This window comes from Paenibacillus guangzhouensis, from assembly GCF_009363075.1.
Taxonomy (GTDB): domain Bacteria; phylum Bacillota; class Bacilli; order Paenibacillales; family Paenibacillaceae; genus Paenibacillus_K; species Paenibacillus_K guangzhouensis.
In genome coordinates, this window is sequence record NZ_CP045293.1 from 1761844 (window position 1) to 1779230 (window position 17387).

Annotated in this window: 12 protein-coding genes and 1 pseudogene; 11 read left to right on the forward strand and 2 right to left on the reverse strand. The window is 41.0% G+C overall.

What is annotated here, in order from left to right:
• Window positions 1-214 precede the first annotated feature (214 nt).
• Entirely contained in the window at window positions 215-631 is a 417-nt protein-coding gene (locus tag GCU39_RS07935) for a hypothetical protein (RefSeq protein WP_152393015.1), read from the forward strand.
• Between the two features lie 411 nt (window positions 632-1042).
• On the opposite strand, the gene GCU39_RS07940 is transcribed toward GCU39_RS07935, so the two are convergent.
• Window positions 1043-2494 carry a serine hydrolase domain-containing protein gene (locus GCU39_RS07940; RefSeq protein WP_152393016.1) on the reverse strand — a complete coding sequence of 484 codons (1452 nt, stop codon included), beginning with the start codon at window positions 2492-2494 and terminating at the stop codon, window positions 1043-1045.
• Between the two features lie 302 nt (window positions 2495-2796).
• Here GCU39_RS07940 and GCU39_RS07945 point away from each other — a divergent pair, with 302 nt between their 5' ends.
• From GCU39_RS07945 to GCU39_RS07985, 9 genes are all read left to right on the forward strand, one after another.
• Window positions 2797-3111, forward strand: a complete 315-nt coding sequence (locus tag GCU39_RS07945) for a hypothetical protein (protein ID WP_152393017.1) — start codon at window positions 2797-2799, stop codon at window positions 3109-3111.
• Entirely contained in the window at window positions 3111-3584 is a 474-nt protein-coding gene (locus GCU39_RS07950; RefSeq protein ID WP_193726818.1) for a HEAT repeat domain-containing protein, read from the forward strand. The genes GCU39_RS07945 and GCU39_RS07950 overlap by 1 nt, the downstream gene beginning before the upstream one ends.
• 80 nt (window positions 3585-3664) lie before the next feature.
• Window positions 3665-4105: a DUF5946 family protein gene (locus GCU39_RS07955; protein WP_152393019.1), complete on the forward strand. Its 441-nt coding sequence runs from the start codon at window positions 3665-3667 to the stop codon at window positions 4103-4105.
• 190 nt (window positions 4106-4295) lie between these two features.
• Window positions 4296-4958: a pyridoxine/pyridoxamine 5'-phosphate oxidase gene (locus GCU39_RS07960; RefSeq protein ID WP_152393020.1), complete on the forward strand. Its 663-nt coding sequence runs from the start codon at window positions 4296-4298 to the stop codon at window positions 4956-4958.
• A gap of 566 nt (window positions 4959-5524) precedes the next feature.
• Window positions 5525-5767 carry a hypothetical protein gene (locus GCU39_RS07965; protein WP_152393021.1) on the forward strand — a complete coding sequence of 81 codons (243 nt, stop codon included), beginning with the start codon at window positions 5525-5527 and terminating at the stop codon, window positions 5765-5767.
• Between the two features lie 210 nt (window positions 5768-5977).
• Window positions 5978-6277, forward strand: coding sequence for a hypothetical protein (locus GCU39_RS07970; RefSeq protein ID WP_152393022.1), 300 nt, complete (start codon window positions 5978-5980; stop codon window positions 6275-6277).
• Window positions 6278-7302: 1025 nt separating this feature from the next.
• On the forward strand, window positions 7303-8409 hold the full coding sequence (locus GCU39_RS07975) for a sensor histidine kinase (protein ID WP_193726819.1): 1107 nt from the start codon (window positions 7303-7305) through the stop codon (window positions 8407-8409).
• A 5-nt stretch (window positions 8410-8414) separates the two neighbouring features.
• Window positions 8415-9110 carry a response regulator transcription factor gene (locus GCU39_RS07980; protein ID WP_227793483.1) on the forward strand — a complete coding sequence of 232 codons (696 nt, stop codon included), beginning with the start codon at window positions 8415-8417 and terminating at the stop codon, window positions 9108-9110.
• A gap of 177 nt (window positions 9111-9287) precedes the next feature.
• Window positions 9288-10325, forward strand: coding sequence for an alpha/beta hydrolase (locus GCU39_RS07985; protein ID WP_152393025.1), 1038 nt, complete (start codon window positions 9288-9290; stop codon window positions 10323-10325).
• A gap of 474 nt (window positions 10326-10799) precedes the next feature.
• Here GCU39_RS07985 and GCU39_RS07990 read toward each other — a convergent pair.
• A pseudogene (locus tag GCU39_RS07990) lies at window positions 10800-10901 on the reverse strand (helix-turn-helix domain-containing protein); the annotation flags it as partial.
• Window positions 10902-11071: 170 nt separating this feature from the next.
• Here GCU39_RS07990 and GCU39_RS07995 point away from each other — a divergent pair.
• Window positions 11072-17377: an Ig-like domain-containing protein gene (locus GCU39_RS07995; protein WP_193726820.1), complete on the forward strand. Its 6306-nt coding sequence runs from the start codon at window positions 11072-11074 to the stop codon at window positions 17375-17377.
• Window positions 17378-17387: the final 10 nt, after the last annotated feature.

The following is a 17387-nucleotide window of genomic DNA, read 5'->3' on the forward strand; positions in this document are numbered from 1 at the left end:
TTGAAGGTCCATTGTAATGAGTTACGCTAACGGGACACTATAGCTTATTAAATAACTAAAACTCGGCTGCCGCGTTGAGCTAACGAGCAGGATAGTTCAAAAGTTTCGAGAATACCCTACATATGGAATTATTTACGAAGTGCGTGAATAAGACGTTATGAAATGGTCGCAAATCAATATAGAACATATTGTATGAAAAAATGGAAGGATTAACATGACGAATATTCTAGCATTTACATTTGTAATTATTATACTTGTTGGTATAACTTTAACAATAATTAATAGAAAGAATAAGGGTGCTGTAGTAATCATAGTATTGTGCATTTTCGCGGTCGATTTGCCGATCTTTTTCTTATTGAATAATGAGTTATATAAACTACATAAAGCAGAAATAAATAGAGTAATAGAATTAAGAGGAGGGAGAGTTGAATCAATTCAGAAAGAAGAATCAGAAAAATCACCATTTAATGGAGCAAGCGGATCGGGAAACACAATTTATGAAATTACATATGAATACAATAATCAGAAATTAATTGCGTGGTATCGAGGAACGAATGTAATGAATGATATTCATGCCAAGCCAAGTAAGGGATATGAAGAGAAATGGATATTTAACGAACTAAATCAGTAGCTCAGGGAAGGCAACCACTTCCTATAACACCACAAATGGTCCTAATTTAGAGTAATTCGATGAAGTCAGACGATTTCCGATATCACCGTATCTACACTGCGGGGGAGGCTAAGTCCGTCGGACACAGCGCATAATGTCGATTAAACTAACGGGACACTATAGCTTAATAAATAACTAAAACGCGGCTGCCGAACGGGGAGCTATAACTTAATGATCACTAGGACGAGGCTGCCGACATAAACGGTAGCCTCGTTGAGCTAACGGGCAGGATAATTTGAGATCATTTGAGGTGAAACCTACCATAAGTAACGGCGAAAAATAGGGAGTGTGCAGACACTCCCTTTGTGCAAACATTGTTTGTTATCAAATGTCTACTTCACAATATACCAATAAGGCGAACGAACAAAATGCTTATTTTCGGAGCGAGGCATTATATCGGTGGGTGTATACAAGCCATGTAATGCTTGCTGTTAATAATGCCGACGAAATCAAAGCTGTAAGAACACTATATGTTTGCCAAATAAGTATCGTTGACCAATCTAATGTACAGCACATTATACACAGGGCAATCGTAGCAATCAGCAAAATAGCTGTTACGATTATTCGCTTTTTTGTCATTGGCTGCCGCTCATTCGTTTTCCTTCTGCGTAATCCTAAGAGAAAGAACAGAACGGCCAATAGGCAAAGAATAATTGTGGTAGACGATAAAATGATGTCCAAAAGCTGTGTGCCGCTTATTTCATATGACTGCGTTAGATTGCCGTCTAATATATCTTTAACTTTTAGTACCATGCTTCTATTGATATTTGCGCCGTTAGTCAGCAAACAGACGGCTGTTCGTTCATTTGGCAGTATGACCACTTCGGTTCCGAAATTGGGATTGCCCCCTGGGTGCTCTATAATCGTTTGGTTGGCGTTCACCGACCAGCCCGCCCCATAATACATTTCGTTGACAGCCGGAACAGACATATCACCCTTATGTGATTTTTCGATAACCGTATGGAATATTTCGGGTATGTCCTGCACAACACCCATCTGTATTCCCATCCAACGCGCCATATCTTTTGTACAAGAAATGATGTAGCCTGCGGGTTTATTCCCAGAATAATCCGGCGCGTTATATGGAGTTGTCATAAAAAAGGAATATCGGTAGCCCTGTGCCAACTGTCCGGTGGCTTGAGCATCTTCTTTATAAACATACGTCTGGTGAAGACCTAACGGCTGAAATACTTGTTCCCTCATAAAGTCTTCATAGCTTTGTCCCGACACAATCTCAATAACCAAACCCAATACGTCATAATTAACGGTTCCATAATTATACTGTTCACCGGGAGGGAACGCCAACTCAGCATCTACCAGCATTTCCACAGTCTTTTGCAGCAAATCTGGCGTATTGCCTTGTGGAATATTTTGAGTATGCCTAGCATTTGTTAGGCCGCTAGTATGGTGAAGAAAGTTATTGAGTGTAAGGCTTTGCATATCAACAGGTTTCCCTTGATACTTTAACGTAAACCAAGGTAAATATTTTTGGACAGTGTCAGTCATTGACAGCAGCCCTTGCTCTTCCAACAGCAGAATACCCATGCCGGTAAAAGCTTTACTGACCGAGGCCAACTCATATAGTGTATTTTCACTTGCAGACAACCCACTTTCACGGTCTGCATACCCGGAAGAAAAGTAGAACACATCATCATCAGCAAGTATTGAGATTGACATTCCCGGCACACCTGATATACGACTGGCATCATCCAGCAACGCTTGTATTGCCGCAGATTGCGTATCTGACAACGACGCATAACTTTGTGTTGTGAATCCTGAGAATAATATAAGTATCGTTAATACAAAAACAATAGTCTTTTTCATAAACTCTCCATTTCGAAAAAATTATGCGAGGATAATATAAACAACCCGTAGTACGCCTTATCCGCCAAATGTGTCATTTCAATATATTTAATACTAGATGTTCAATGATCAAATTACTATGTAAACTTAGAAGCTGACACAAAGTTGCCTAAATTGTCGCAGATAGAGATTTAAAGGGAAATTTCATGTATAAGCTAAGTTTTAAACGCAGATTCATTGAGTTAACGGGCAGGATAACATGGAAATTATCTTGAATTAATGATCATGAAAATTTAAAAAGTGATTACAATCCATATTCGGAGGTGATTATTACGGCAATATGGGATTATCAGTTTATTCTTTTCCCAATTGGGAATGTACCAACCCTGACGGAAGATGGAATGGAGTTTGTTGGTCAGAACAATTTTGACTTTGTCCAAGCAGTAGAATTGCTCGAAAACTCAACTTTTATAAAGAATGACCCAACATTAAAATCTTGGAATTCATTTAATGATGCGTGTTATTTTCTCTATAATGATGGGATGTACAAAGTTGAAATTGAACTAAATACAGGTACTGAAACTGAAAAGGCTGAAGAGATATCTGTCAGAACTAATATTTATAAAGATGCATTTTAATGGAAACAGGTGGTTTTATGAATAATCCATCTCTGAATCTTGATACTGAAATAAAATCCTTTAAGAAATGGGCAGACGGAGTAGCTGTGAAACATGGAGAATGGGAAACCGATTATCTTCATTGGGATAAGATTTACCTTGCTGTAGACGAAGTGTTAATACAAGTACCTATTGATGAATGGAATGCGGATGTTTATGAGCTAATGCTCTACACATTGGCAAGAGATAACGAGTGTGAAAATGTAAAACAGGTACTAACTGAATACCCAAGCGTTTTAAAAAGCCTTGCATATAAAGCCTTAATGTATGAGGATTATGAAGCACGGTGGCAGGTAGCCTACGCACTTGGAGAAATTCCGGATACCGATAACAACGTTGATGAACTTTTAAGAATGTTTTTAAAAGATAAACACGAATATGTCCGAAGAAGAACTTCGTTTTCGATAGAGAAAAGAAGAGGACGATTCAACTAACGGGACACGATAGCTTAGTTACATCCAATTTATGCTAGGAATAAGACCAAAGAATAAACGATACATAGGAGGTAATTGAATTGGATATTTGTGCTAAGTGTGGTGCTGAACTTTCTCAGGAGAATACATGCGAATCGATATTCAATGAATTTATGGCACTTGAATTTACTGATCCTAGCTACGGGCAAGTGCACTTTCTAACTGTTGCCTCGTACATGGTTCAACATGAAGGCTACAGCGATGAAATGTATGTCTGGGTGCAATCCGCATTACAGAGGCATCTGGAGGAAGGTTACCCCACGGAGTTAATTCGTCAAGATATGGCCAAAGGACCAGGGAGCACCAAGGGTATTCGAAGACCATCGAATGCAATACCACTTCCCAAGGTAGCTTGGACCATGACGATCGCCGATGTTGCTTCACAAATGCATAACTCCGATAGTTACTGTAAGCTCATTGAGCAGTGGGGTCGTACTATACTGAAAGAAATGGGGCCACTAGTTACGATAAGTAATGATTAAACTAACGGGACACTATAGCTCCATAAATTCTACACCAAAGGGCTGCTACGGATGATCGGTTATTTGTATATATCGGCAAAACATATGTTAATTCAATTCCGCGCACAGCGCGGTATTTTTGTTTTAGGTATGCAAGTTCTTGTCTTTTGCCTAGAAATGTTAATATTAGTTCAAGAAAACAGACGAAAGGATGATCAACATCAATAACCCGAACGAACTATTAAGAAGTTTAAAATCATTATCCGGTCCTTTTCCTTCATTTGATGTAAACCTGCTACCAGAAACTCCAGGAAAATTGTTCCTGCAATGGCTGAACCTAGCGATTGAGAATGGGGTGAAAGAGCCACATGCGATGACGCTTTCTACGGTTGATGCAGACGGCTACCCGGATGCGCGCGTATTGATATTGAAGAATGTGGTCAATGATGCGTTTTACTTCGCTTCTGGTTTCAAGAGCCGTAAAGGTCAGCAATTGAAGCGCAACCCGCAAGCGGCGATAACATTCTACTGGCCAATGCTGGGTAGGCAAATCCGTTTGCGGGGGACGGTCGAGGATATGGGCGATGAGGCTGGGGCTGCCGATTTCTTGCAGCGGTCAGAGGAAGCCCGGGCCGTAGCGCTAACAGGTAATCAGAGTCGGGAGCTTGTAAGGGAGGAAGAGCTGGAAGATTCACTTGCCAAACAGAGGGAACGGATCAGCCACGATCCCAATATAACAACCCTCAATTGGAGGTTGTATGCGGTGAACGTAAAGGAGGCTGAATTCTGGCAAGGGGATACTCATAGAAAGCACATCCGGGTTCAATATTACTGGAGTGAAGGGCAGTGGAAGCATCGTAAGCTCTGGCCATAAGAGGCACAAGATAGTTTATTACTTACCATTGTTGCAGCCGGAACGGTTCGCTGAAAACAAAAGAAAGATCAGAAGAACTATTGCTGGCAATAAGCTCCAGCTCTAAACGCGAGTCAAGGCATAAAATTCCCGCTTATCCAAACTCCTGGACAAGAACATACATTCACTTGTCGGGTGACAAGAACTTGATAACATTCCCGACGAAGTGCAAAAAGCGAAATCATTTGAGAGCATCAATCAGTAAGGAATGAGTTTAGGCATTTTTGGGGACTTTCATCATGGTGTGACCGTCAATTCAAATCCTCGGCATTAACAACAGATGTCAGTGAAGTTATTGCTGCGGCGTCTGCTCCTTTTGTTTTTTAAGCTAACTGGCAGGATAACGCAATAGCCGTATTCTCCGCTAATATGAGAAAAAACATCGAGAAACCTATAGCTGGTAAAAGAATGTCCCTTGCCTTTTAAAAGGAGTGTATTCAAATGGCTAAATGGGAAGATATCACTAAAATTTATACCAAACTGATTTTGAGATTGTAAAAAACACTTTCTTAGTAATTGAAGTGAAATTGAATAAAGAACTAGATGAGTTTGACAAAGTCAGTATCAAACCTTTTGTTAGTCAATGGACATATGCCTATCAAGATAAAAATATTAAACTTTATAAGTTGTTGAATTGTAACATTGGTGAAAGCGGTTTTACATTGGAGCTACTAGTAATAAAAAAGAAAGTTGAAATTGATGAACTTCAATTGCTATGTCAAGATTTACTAGATTATTTTAAATCACGACGTCAGTGTTCTGGAGTTTAATGTAACTCAAAAGTCATCGGTGTAATTAAAATTTCAGTAGGACAAAACTCACGGTAACAACTTCAGGGGTCAGGGAAACTATAACTTGAATAAATGATTCAAACTAAGAAGTAGCATTAATCTAACGGGCAGGATAGTTTAATTTCCTTGTGAAAACAAGTGGAACATATGTAATCATTTTTCGTCTACGTTATTAAAGGGAGGGGTTCGATGCTTCGAAAAATATTGCCGATTGTATTCTCTATCGTACTATTGAGTGCTTGCAGGTCAGATGAATGCTTTTCGGAACCACAATTAGGTAATACTCCTCCTCAGCCAGAAGTCAACGTTAATGGAGAATCCATTCAGGTGTATCAAAGCTCATACTGTTGGGGAAGCGAATGTGCCGATTATATAACTCCAGGAGAAATGCTTAGGGATAAGGAAAAAGAAACAGTAATTGCGAATGCAACTATTAAGTTTAAGTTTGAAGGAAAACAGCCGACTGAGATGCCTTTCCAAATTTCATAATGGCGCACATTCTCAAGAAACAATAAGTGAAAACTCCTTTCAGGTTCCTGAAGAAAAAGGTGCTTATTACTATTCTCTTTCTGCAACTTGGCTAAAAGATAAGGAAAAGAGAATTTCTGAAGGTAGTTCAAGCTACGTATTTGTTATCGAAGTGCAAGATTAACTTGTTATTGTAAAATGAGCTACCGCTAAAGAGGCACTGTTCTCCAATCAAAAAATTTAATTCAGCTATCGGGAAACGATAGTTCAAACAACCAGGGAGCAGACCGCTACGGGCAGCTGCTCCCTTTCGCATTGAAGTAACGGCAGGATAGTTCAATACTGCCGGCGTCGGATCCGGCAACTTTTGTCGTTTAAAAGGTCGAACGAATATTACAGGTATCTCGGTTATTGCTACATGAACGGTATATGTTCTTGTCTGGCCCGGCGGCGTCACAATTCGAATCGGACATTAATGCGGCATGCGGTCAGTTGTACCGAACCGAATAGTGAACGTAGCATGATTTCAAAAAACTTTGCCTTTAGCCGAATTAACCTAAACTGGAAGTTGAGATGAAATGAGGAGGCTGGCGTATCTGATATTGCCGAATTTTCAATTGACTTTATTTTCATAAGACATCTTTTGTAGAATTGAAAGAAAGATGTAACATTTCTCATTCCGTTATTATCGGTGCAGGTTTTTTATTAACTTGAATTAGAGCTAACTCTAAGTTGTAAACTAACTTTAATCAAAAGGAATGGATGATGTTATTGTAATCATGGAAACCGTTTTTTCCTGCGCCTGGGTCTCTAATAAAATGACCTATTCCCTTAAAGTATAGACAAATCCTCAAAAAGAGTTATATCCTTTAGTTGATATTGAAACACTTCATTGGGTTTGATTTATTAGGCATTAACATAGGAAAATACAAAATTCACAAAAGGGGAGTAAGGTTCATAATGCAGTTACATTTATCATCTCCAGGCATGATTCGAAAATGAGTGATCAAAGAAAGTGGCATTGGCCCGACTATTTTCTATTTCTCATGCGTACGGTATGGTTTACATTTAATGGATACGCGATATTTAGTAGTACGATTGGTTCAGAAAAGTGGATTTTACTTTTATGGGCTAGTTGTTCTTATATAATCCCCCATCTATTTTATCGACCTGGGCTTATTAAATTCCAATATTATTTAATGGCTGAGGTGTTGTTAACGGGTTCTTTGTTTATTTACTTATCGAGTCAGTATGATATATCAGTGACTTACAGCTTTTTACTCGTGCCTATCCTTACTCTTGCTTATGCTTGTCAAGTTAAGCCATTAATTTGGTTAGGACCTTTCGCCGTAATAGCTAGTACATGGGCTGGCAGTCTCTTCACTAATCAGGATTTCTTTAAACCCTTCATAGACACAACTATTTTTTATGGTATTGGGTTTTGTTTAGGAAGGATGACCATTGTCAACAAAGCTAATAAAGAGTTAATTGCTTCTATAGAGGAAAAAAATAAGGATTTGGAATATTACTCAAAAAAGATTGAGGAACTGACGATAAAGGAAGAACGAAATAGAGTTTCGCAAGACTTGCATGATACGGTAGGTCATATTTTCACATCGGTCATAACAAGCTTAGATGCCCTTCCTTTTCTCTATCGGGCAGATCAAAAAGAAGCAGAAAAAAGTATAAAAGAGATTTCAGATTTAGCACGGAATGGCTTGAACGATGTGAGAAAGACAATTCACCATATGTCTCCAACGGACCATCAGACACTAGTTGAATCAGTGCAAGAATTGATTGCTGATTTTATGAAACATACATCAACAGATATACAACTGAATGTCAAAGGGGAAGCGACCAAAGTCAGTGAAAGAGTAAAGTTTGCCATTATTCGTTGTATCCAAGAAGGACTTACAAATGCGAAAAGACATGGTCAGGCTACTTTTATTAAAGTAAATATTTCGATTGAACAAGAAGAATTGATCGTTCTTATCGAAGATAATGGAAATGGTTGTCATAAATTAAATTTAGGATTTGGCTTACGCTCCATGAAAGATCGAATATCGGCATTAGCGGGTACGGTTAACTTTGATTCTAAATTGAATAATGGTATGAGGATCACGTGTAACATACCTAAGGCAAAGGAAGTTTAATGATCATGATTAAAGCGGCAATCGTTGAAGATCAAGAGATTCTAAGAAAAAGTTTAAAAATTGTGATTGAAAATATTTCTGACATTGAGATTGTTGGAACTGCAGAAAATGGAGAAGAGGCAATTGCTTTATGCGAAAGGGAAAACCTCGATATTCTTTTAATGGATATTCAAATGCCGGTGATGGATGGGGTTAAGGCAACAGAAGAAATAAAAAAACGTTGGCCCAATATAAAAGTGATCATCCTTACTACTTTTCAAGACGTTACCCACGTTTTGAATGCCTTAAATGCTGGTGCAGAGGGTTATATATTAAAGGCGGTTGATCCAGAATATTTAGTTCAGGGAATTAAAATGGTGTATTACGGAGGTTCCCTCATTCCTCAGCAATTAGCAAAAGAAGTGTTTGGTCAGATACAATTAAATAATAACTCACAATCGGATCAAAACTCGAATCAAAATTCGGATCAAAACCATAACGCTATGAATCATCCGTATGATTTATATCATCAAGAAATAAAAGTTCTAAAATGTTTAACCCAAGGATTGTCCAATAAAGATATTTCAGAAAAAATGTTTCTTTCCATGGGAACTGTGAAAAATTATGTTTCTACCATTTATTCGAAATTGAATGTAAAAAACAGATCTTCCGCTATTATTAAAGCCATGGAAGAGAGTCTTATAGAAGATAAGAAACATTAAAGTAAGAGAGTGTAAATGAAGTTAATTCGACTTTGTTTACGCTCTTTTTTGATTGCAGCTCCTTATTTTTAGCTAAAGGTCATAATTTGTCGTTCTATATTTATGACTTAAAAATGACTTACCGGCACTACAGTATATTACTTTTCAATTGTAGAGTATTGAGTAAGGAGGGATTAGATGAAAAATTTAAAGAGATTCATAAAATATGTCGGATATGTCGGTGTATTCATTATTATAATACTGGTAATCGCACTTTTCAGGCCCACATGGACTTCGAATATAAAAGGGGATAACAGTATTAGTGTCTTAGAACAAGTTGAGATCAATGGCACCAAGCAGCAAATCATGATTAGAGGCCGTGATCTAAATAACCCGGTTATTATTTCTGTACACGGGGGACCGGCTTGTTCCGAAATTCCTTATGCAGCTAAGTACGAGGACTTGTTAGAAAAGGATTTCACTATCGTTAATTACGATCAAAGAGGAAGCGGTAAATCATATCATTTTAATGAGGATTATTCTAATTTAACGGCAGATGTACTTGTAGATGATTTATTAGAACTTACCGATTATATTTCGAAACGATTAGGTAAAGAGAAAGTGATCTTATTAAGTCATTCTTACGGTACATATTTAGGAACAATGGCTGCTTATAAAGCACCAGAAAAATATGAAACCTATATTGGGATTGGTCAACTGGGTAATATGCAAGAAAGTGAAATAGATAATTGGAATTATACAATAAGTGAAGCGAAAAAAGCCGGAAATACAGAAGATGTGAAGTACTTAGAGGGGATCGCTGAAAATATTTATAAAGGAGAGGCAGTGGCTCCAAGAGATTATGTAGGGAAGTACGGCGGCGCTACAAGACTTATCAATATGCCGGATGGCAATATATTAGGGATACTATTAAGTCGTGAATATAATTTGTTAGATTTAATTCGCTATACCAGTGGATTTAAGACACAAGCACCGCTTGTAAAAGAGGTTCTTGATAAGCCGCTATCTAAGATCGTTACCAAACTTGATTTACCATTTTATTTTGTAATGGGTAAATACGACGCTATGACATCATCTAATGCAGCCAAAAATTATTTTGATAGGATTGAAGCGGATCACAAGGAGTTCATTTCTTTCGAGGAGTCAGCTCATTATCCGCAATTTGAAGAGAAGGAAAAATTTTATAAATGGATGTGCGATACATTTATAAAGTGATATAAAACGAATAACTATGTTGGTTCTTAACTTTTTTAAAGAGTTGACCTTCACGTAAAGACAGTAAGTCTGGATTGTTGTCCTATCGGGGGACGAGAGCCTGGCTGTGGCGGCATTCTCATTTTGCTAACGGGACACTTTATCTCAATAAAGACACTACGATAGTCACGCCGGTATGACCGACTGCACTTTTCTAGTCTAATAGGCTAATAAGCCAGTTAGGTTTATCTGGATGAGCTCGTATTCTAATTTCTGATAAGCCTGAATAACCTTATACAGAACAGAATACTCCTCATGGGAGATGGAGGTCCGGATGAAGAGTCATCTTATCAGGATCGGAGGAGATAGCATGAGCTTTCTGGAGATCCTTGCATTGCTCACGCTCCTAATAAAGATCATTGAGTTGACTCAAAAAAAGGACTAATTATTTTGTTCAATAAATGGAGGGGCATTTTAATGCTTCCTCCATTTTAAATGATCACGTCCTCCAAATGCTTCCCCAATTTTCGGTAATGAGGAATCTGTGAGTTCTCTGGAGAGGTACATTGCAACCTGCCTCGGAAAGGCCACAGCTTTCAGGGAGAGGTGAGAAAAAGAGGCTGCATGTTCAGTTTCAAGCAAAGGTTGTCCTATAATGCATTTTGGTGCATAAGATAAGGACTTTTTTTATTATGTTAGGTTAAGCGCTTAACTTATATCTGAGGAGGAACGAGATGTTGTGCTTAAGAAACAAAAAGTGGATAAGCATGATGACAGTTATATCTCTATTGCTCTGCCTTGTTGTACCGAATGGCGTTGTATTAGCGGATGAAGCCAATACGGCTCCTGCTGATTTAGGATTAGTAGGGGAATGGAAGTTTGATAGTATGGTTGGAGGTGTAACGCCTGACACCTTCTTGAACAATGATATTGTAGTTACGAAGGCTGCACTGGGAAGCGGGAAATTCGGTAAAGGTTTACTGCTTAACGGGTATGACAGCTATGCTACGATACCGAATCATAACTTAATCAATACAGGCAGCGATTTCTCATTGAGCATGCTTGTTAATTTCGACTCTACATATACGAACCGGGACGTGGTGCTGGTACAGCAGCAAGGGGGAAGCAACACAACCTTGCTGAAGCGCAGACCCGATGGTCGTATGGAATCATCACTCGGCGGAGTAGCTACAATTGGAACAACTCCAATCGAACCGAAAAAGTGGTACCATGTCGCGCTTGTGCGTGATAGCGGAACAGTGAAGTTGTACGTCAATGGCGCCTTGGACATGACGACAGACAATACACAGATGGACTCGAATACAGGGGAAATCCGACTCGGTGCGGATACATTCCCGGATTCATCTAATGCGTGGCCTGGATATATCGATGAGGTTCAATTGTATGACCGGGCATTGACGGATAAGCAAATGCAGCAAGCGCCAGGACTGGTCTGGCCGGCGATTACGCTCAGTGGCAGCGCAGAGATGACGCTGTCTACCAATGAGGCATATGTTGAAGCCGGAGCGACAGCGACTGATGCTGTAGACGGCGACCTAACAGCTAGTATCCAAAAGACAGGCCATGTCGACACGAGTAAGGGTGGTATTTATACCATTAAATATACGGTGTCGAGCAGTCGGGGAGATCGTGCAACTAAAGTGCGGACCGTCAAGGTGCTCCCACCCAAGACGCTGTCTCGCGCAAGTCGGGTATTGATTGATAGAGGGCTGCAAATGCAGACATGGATGCCTACGGAGGAAATGGGTAGACCATTCGCAACGCCAGAAGAATGGAAAGGTAGTAATTTTACAACGGCTACTTATTACGAATGGCCTCTTTACAACAAAAGTTTCCATAAAGCTTTACCAGATGCGCAATGGTCACTTGTTAAAGGCGCAATGGGCGACGGTTTGGGCGGTAGTCCCAAAGATAGCGATAAGAATGGGTTTCTCACCCCAGATCAAGCAGCGAATGTAAACAACTTAATTACGATCTCGTTTGGGGATGAAGAATCGTATAGCGAGGATATTTTGAAGACATTCACGGATTGGTTCAAGCTGAGTCATCAGTTATATCCGAATGTACTTGCCCATAGCAATCAGCAGTCACGTCAGTGGCAGAGAGATAGCTTCGAAACGTACATAAAAACGGCAGAACCTGATTTGCTCACTTTTGATGACTATATGTTTTCGATGGGAGGTACGGATAACAATCTGTTCACAACCGTACTTAACAATATTAATGATCAACGAACGATCGCCTTGGGAGGTTATGATAGAACAGGCCAAAGCCCGATTGCTTTTGGTCAATATTTGCTAGGCTTCAAGACAGGGCAGGAACCGGCTGATGTTGGTCCGTATATTATTACAGAGTCACAATTGTACGGTATACCTTTTGCAACACTAACGCTGGGTGGGAAATGGCTGAGTATGTTCCGCTGGGAATATGATAGCAGGTATTTCTTATTCTTTGATAAAGATAGGAAGCCTACGCCGCAATATTATCAGTATGCAGAAATGGCCCGCCAAATTAAAAACCTAGGACCGCATCTGGTGAGATTGAACAGTACGGATGTATTTAGGGTACCTGGTCAATATAAGGATGCAAGCGGGGCAGTTGTAAACAATAAAACACCGAAAGAAACACCTGTACTTAATAAATTTAACAGGCTTAGGCACCCTTACTTAAGAAACATGACTGTCAAAAATAACGGCACAGAAAATAACGGACTAAATGGCGATGCACTTATCGGATTTTTTGAGCCGCTTCCGGATACGCAATCATTCTTCGGATCAACGGATATGGAATACTTTATGGTTATGAACGGATTGACGACAGGAAACGGACTCCTGCCGGATCAGCAGCACGGATCAGGCGCTGAGACGAAACAAACCATAACGGTTGAGCTGAATTTGGCTAAATATACGCCAGATGCTATTAAAAGAGTGAGCAGAGAAACAGGCAAGCTGGAGACGGTTTCGCTTAAATCTCTCGGCGGTAACCGTTATCAGCTGAACGTAACGCTGAATGGCGGCGTGGCGGATTTGTTCCAGTTAGACAAAACGAAGGTCAACCCTAGTTACGTAGCTTTGGAGTCAGCCAGCCTACCTAGTATGTTAGAGCTCAATCCAGGCGAGACTAGCGCTCTAAGCCCGGTTGTGTCACCTGCTACCGCGACGGAAAAGGGCGTGGAGTGGAGTTCCTCCAACGAGAGCATCGCGAAAGTTGATGCAAACGGCAATATTACGGCTGTAGCTGGAGGGAAAGCTTTCATAACAGCTACAACTGTCGATGGTAACAAAATGGCTAGGATTGAGGTTACGGTGTCATCAATGGAGATACCGGTCACAGGGATCACGGTAAGTCCTGCGGATGTTACGCTTAATAGCGAGGATTCAGTGAAACTGACAGCATCCATTATCCCGGATTATGCAACGAATAAAGCGTATGTGTGGTCAAGCAGCGACGAGACAATTGCAAGTGTGGATCAGACGGGTAATGTAACTGCTGTTGCGCCAGGTAAGGCTACGATTACGGCTACGACCGTTGACGGGAGCTTCACAGGGACTAGCTCAATTACGGTGCTCGATGCATCTAGTGAAGCATCGATGTCGGAGTTAATCGTCAATGGAGGAAGCGCGGATCTTTCTTTTAACAGCAATAAGTTGGATTATACATTCACCCTTAATGCAAGCGTGGATACTATGACACTGCAGCCTCGGTTGAAGAACAGCAAAGGAACAATAGAAGTAAATGGTACGAAGGTGAACAGCGGCCAATTGATTACAGCCAAAGTTCCACTGGGCAACAGCAAGATCGTATTCGTTACGAACGCGGTTGACGGAATCACGTCAAAAACGTATACCGTTACGGTGAAACGCAACAAGAACGTTGCGCTTGAAGCGAAAGCCGCTCGTGCGACTTTTACGGAACACGGTACGAATTGGAATATTAATACGAATGATTACACAGAGGGTGCGAATTTACCGTCTGCGATGATTGATGGCAAAGTCGAAACATATTTCCAAAGCGCGAGAATAGAAGAGTTAAACCCAAAAGGTGAATTTAATCCGGCTCATAAGATTTTGCTGGAATGGGATGAGAATAATCTTCAGGACTTCAATAAACTTGTAGTCGTTGTCAACAAAGCACAGCGGCAAGGATTAACGGTTCTGGACATTACGACAACCGAGGACGGAAAAACTTGGGATGAGTTAAATTCGAGCAAATTAACTTGGCAGACCGATAGCGAGGATGAGTACGAACGTATTACGATTGATTTGGCTGATTATAAGGCGTTCTATGGGCCTGATTACAAAGGTATAAGAGGCATTTATATACTGCTGTGGAAAGCCAACTTGAATGAAGACAAACGTTATGCCATATCCGAGATGGAACTCTACAATGATAAGGATGCGACGGAACCAGTAGAATTGTCGGTATCTGACATTCCGGCAATTGGGGTGAAGGTGAACCCGCCGTCTGCCGAACTCCTTATTCACGGAACGACGAAGTTGACCGCTGTGTTTGAACCGGTAAATGCGACCAACAATTCCGTTCAGTGGAGCAGCAGTGACGAGCGTGTTGCAACCGTTAACGGAAGCGGCATGGTTACCGCCATTAGCGTGGGAACGGCGATCATAACGGCAACAGCAGGGGAAGGCGGCATTCTTACTTCTTCAAGTACGATTAAGGTGACGAGTCCAGACAGTGATGCGTCGTTGTCAGCGCTGCTGGTGAACGACGGTAGTACGAATATTGATTTTAATAGCAGTAAAACCGAGTATACGATTAACATCGCTCAGGGCGCGGACACCCTAACATTGAAACCTACAATGAGTAAAGCTGACAGTACGATGAAGATCAACGACATTGCAGTTACTGCAAGTCAATGGGTTACGGCCAAGGTACCGATGGGTAACAGCAAAATCCATATCGTCGTTACTGCTAAAGACGGAGTAACAATCAAGACGTACACCATTACGGTGAAACGCAATAAGAATATTGCACTTGAAGCGACGGTGGTCAATGCAACATACAACGATCATGGACGTGATTGGAGTGCCACCGATTACGACAACAAGAGCGAGCATTCACCGCTTAAGATGATCGATGGTGACGATAATACGTATTTCCAAAGCATGCCAATATTAAACGGAAAAGGTGAATTTGATCCTCCGCATCGGCTTATGTTGCAGTGGAATAGTGATGATCTCAAAGATTTCAATAAACTAACTTTGGTCGTTAATAAAGCACAACATCAAGGATTGAAGGTGCTGGATATTTCGACGACAGAAGATGGGGAGGAATGGCAAAAGACCAAATCTAGCGTCTACCTAACGTGGGAAACGGACAGCCCGGATACTTATGAACGGGTAACGATCGATTTGCCTGATTACAAGGAAATTTACGAGCACGAAGGACATGAATATAACGGATTAAAAGGTATTTATATATTACTTTGGGCTGCGAACTTGGATGAGACCGACCGCTACGCCATCTCCGAATTTGAACTGTACAATGAGAAGGATGCGACAGAACCGATAGTATTGACGGTAAACAATCCTGTGGCAACTGGTGTAACGGTGAACCCGCCATCAGCAGAACTTCTTATTCATGCAAAGTTAAAGCTGACAGCGGTATTTACACCAGCAGATGCGGTCAATACTCCGGTTCAATGGAGTAGCAGTGACGAGCGTGTTGCTACCGTCGATGGGAATGGAAATGTTACTGCGATTGGTGTAGGAACGGCCATCATCACGGTAACGGCGGGGGAAGGCAATCATCTTACCGCGTCAAGTACAATTACGGTTAAGCCTGATCCAGTAAAGCCAGATCCAGAGAATCCGTATCCATACTACCCTTCGGTAACGCCACCTACAGTGATTGTAGAAAAAGGTTCAATCAACTTGGTTGTGACGAAGGTAGATGCAGCAACTGGTGAAGCGAAAGGAGCCGTTGTCATTACGGACTGGAATAAGGCAGTTGAAATAGCTTCAACAGATGCAGCTGGCGTCAAAGTCATCAAAATTGACGTTAGGAAAGCAGATGGTGCAAAATCCTATGTCATCGAGCTTCCGAAAGAGGCAATTGCCTCGAATGATGTCAAGACGAGGATTGAGCTTTCCACAGAATTCGGAACAATTAGTGCTCCAGCTACTATGCTGAATTCCATGGATTTGACGGGTGTAAATAGCATTGCGCTGTCTATAGCTGCTGGGGATATATCATCATTGGATCCTGCTGTGAAGACGCAACTCGGTAATCATCCAGTTATCGAGCTTAGTGTCAAAATCGATGGGAAAACGGTTGCTTGGAGCAATCCGAAAGCTCCGGTGAAAGTATCGATCGCTTATAAGCCTACGGCGGAAGAATTAGCCGATCCAGAGCATATTGTTGTATGGTACATCGACAGCACAGGTAAAGCCGTATCGGTACCTAGTGGCAAATATGATCCGGTAACTGGTATGGTTACGTTTATGACGAACCACTTCAGTAAATATGCGGTAGTGTTCGTCCACAAAACATTCAATGACATCGGTGGCCTATCATGGGCGAAAAAACAAATTGAAGTAATGGCATCCAAAGGAATCATCAACGGAACATCGGAAAACGCATTTGCCCCGAAAGAAACGATAACGAGAGCTGATTTTGTTGCGCTTCTCGTGCGGGCGCTTGAGCTGAAGGCTGATGGTATCGAGACGAACTTCTCCGATATTCCTGCTTCCGCCTATTATTATAAGGAAGTAGCAATTGCCAAGAAGCTAGGAATCACTACCGGCACGGGAGATGGCAAATTCAACCCGTTGCAGCCGATATCCAGGCAAGATGCGCTTGTACTGCTTCATAAGGCGATGAAGGTCGCTGGCAAACCGATCGTTGACGGATCTGCTTCTGATCTGAATCGTTTTGTCGATAAAGGAGAAATTGCTTCATACGCACTAGATCGTATAGCTGCACTTGTCCATAGTGGAATTGTTAAAGGAGACGGCGCCTATGTTCATCCAATAGCTACTTTGACTAGAGCTGAAGGGGCAGTCATGCTGTACGATATGTACAATAAAGAATAATTTGCTTATC